The organism is Pontiella sp. (genome assembly GCF_041622395.1).
GTDB lineage: Bacteria > Verrucomicrobiota > Kiritimatiellia > Kiritimatiellales > Pontiellaceae > Pontiella.
Genome location: NZ_JBFJYW010000400.1, coordinates 1 through 2,267, shown reverse-complemented (window position 1 = coordinate 2,267; position 2,267 = coordinate 1). Strand labels below are relative to the sequence as shown.

Genomic DNA, 2,267 nt, shown 5'->3' with positions numbered 1-2,267 from the left:
CGTTAAAGGGCTTCCGTGCGGGCACAAGGCGATCGTGAAGGGCGACGCGCTCTCCATCTCCATCTCCGCCGCCAGCATCATCGCCAAGGTCACCCGCGACCGGATGATGGTGGCGTTGGATGCGCGCTATCCCGAATATGGCTTCGCCGCGCACAAAGGCTATGGCACCAAGCAACATTTGGAAGCCCTGCGCCGGTACGGGGCAACGCCCGCGCACCGCCGATCGTTCCGCCCCGTCGCCGAGCTCAACCAGCTGGATCTGCTTTGACGGGCGTTACCAGATCATGTTGCTTTTGGACTCCTCGAAAGCCCGGACAACCCTCACGAACAGCAACAGCTCGCGCGAACGCCACAGGAACTGGTTGCTGGTAAACGGCGTGGCGTTTTTCTGTTCGGCAACGAAGGTCAGGCTTCTGGCTTTGGCCTCGCACATGTCAACCAAGGCATTGCAACTGTCGGAGAAATCTTTCTGGAAGGATTTGTTCGGATCGGTTCCCTTCTTTTTGCTGCCGCGTTTGTCCTCGAGGTTGCCGACCATCCCGTTATGCTGTTTGATCCAGCGCTCGACTTCGAGGGGGACATCCTCCTCGGTCTCGATTCTCGACTTCAGGTTTTTCATCCAGTTGCTAGCCAGTCCGTAGACCTGCTGCCGGAAGCTGTCTGCGTCGCGCAGGGGCTTTCCGAAGAGGGTGTCGTATTGCTTCCAGTTCGGGGAAAACCATGAATCGCCCTCGATGCGGTAGATGAAGTTGCGGGTGGCCGGCCCCCAGGAAATGCCCGAGTTCGTGTAGTAGTCGATGTTGCTCGCAATGCCGCACACCTCCATCTTCGCGGTCAGGATCGGGCTGCCGCAGTTCTCTTTGCCAAAGTCCGCGGTGATGTCGAAGCGCTCCTCGTTCGCGTTCTGGACGATGCCGCCGGTCTCCGAATAGGAGCTCTGGGATGAGGTGAAGCCCGCAAGCATAACCTCCGTATCGTCGGATACGGCGGCGGCGAGCTTCAGCCCCGCGTCGGATTCCACCTGGATGCGGGCCAAATCGCGCGTGGCGGAAAGTTCGATCCGAGTGGGGCGCAACATCGTGCCCGACAGGGTGGACAGGGTAAAGCGGTGGTGGCCTGAAATGAGCTGCGTATTGGTCAGCACATACGGCTTCCCGTCCATGTTTGCGATGAACCCGCAGACCGTCCCTTCCTCCAGATCGATGTTCACCAGCACGTTTTTCATCTGTTCTTCATCGAAGCCGAAGGAACTCCCCTTCCCACCATCGGCCGGGCTCGCGAACGCGTTGAGTCCGGATGCGCCTGCCAGCAAGGTGAGTATCGATGCCTGGTTGCGGATTGCTTGTCGTCGTGTGCTCTTCATGTTTTATCCCTTCTATAACCAATTGGCCAATAGACCGATAATGACCAAGGTTAAGCAGTATAAATGGCCACTGCGCACGATCGAGCCTGTTTTGCATTTTTTGTCGTCCGGAGGGGCAGGCCCCTTTCCGCAAACGGCGGTTCCAAAAACAGCGGACGTTTGTAAGTGAATCGGTCTATCGATTTGGGTAGGCTCTCCCCACTTCTTGCAAAATGTTTCAAATAGGGGGTGGGTCATGAAGTGGGTGCGGGGTGTCGGGATTGTTCTGTTGTTTTCCGTGTTGGCCGTCGTTGCGGAAGTCCCGCAACCGGAGGGCAAGGCGGCGGACTATTACCGCATCCTGCTGAAAAACCCGCGGCCGGGCTACCTGTTCGATCGCTTCTGCAACAGCTGGCTTGAATACCACGACCTCAAGGATCTTGAAGCCTTCCTGGAATCGAAGCGCGGCGACGGTGCGGGCCATCTGTTGCTGCTGGTCCTCTATCACGGTCGCGCCGGCAACAACGACCAGGCGCTGGTGCTGTGCTCCGAGGCCCTCAAGGCCGATCCCGGAAACGCCCGCATCCTCTTCTACCGCGCGCAACTGCTCGCCAGCCTCGGGCAGCTGGCCGGGGCCGCCGAAGATCTCGAAACCGTCGTCGATGCCGAAGGCAAGCTGCGCACCGATGCGCTCAAGGAACTCGGCCGCGTCTACATCCGCCAAGGCCTTGTCGCCGCCGGCATCTCGACCCTCGAAACGCTGCTCAACGAACAGGCCGGCGACTACGACCTGCTGGAAGAGATCGTTGAATTGAAGGTCGAGGAGGGCTTGTACGACGAGGCGCTGGCCGACTGCGACCAGATGATCAAAACCACCCAAAATGCCCAGAACCAGGTGATGCTCGCGGAATCGGATCATGGCCGG

At 59.1% G+C, this 2,267-nt stretch carries 3 protein-coding genes; 2 read left to right on the top strand and 1 reads right to left on the bottom strand.

All coding sequences use genetic code 11. The features are described from left to right. On the top strand, nt 1-268 hold a 268-nt coding region (locus ABYO54_RS16010), incomplete at its 5' end, for a ribonuclease HII (RefSeq protein WP_372809232.1). 6 nt (nt 269-274) lie between these two features. Here the strand turns inward: ABYO54_RS16010 and ABYO54_RS16005 are convergent. Then, complete coding sequence (locus tag ABYO54_RS16005; RefSeq protein ID WP_372809231.1) at nt 275-1,363, bottom strand: trypsin-like peptidase domain-containing protein; 1,089 nt, start codon at nt 1,361-1,363, stop codon at nt 275-277. Between the two features lie 235 nt (nt 1,364-1,598). Here ABYO54_RS16005 and ABYO54_RS16000 point away from each other — a divergent pair. After that, a partial coding sequence (locus ABYO54_RS16000) for a tetratricopeptide repeat protein (protein ID WP_372809230.1) occupies nt 1,599-2,267 on the top strand: 669 nt, incomplete at its 3' end.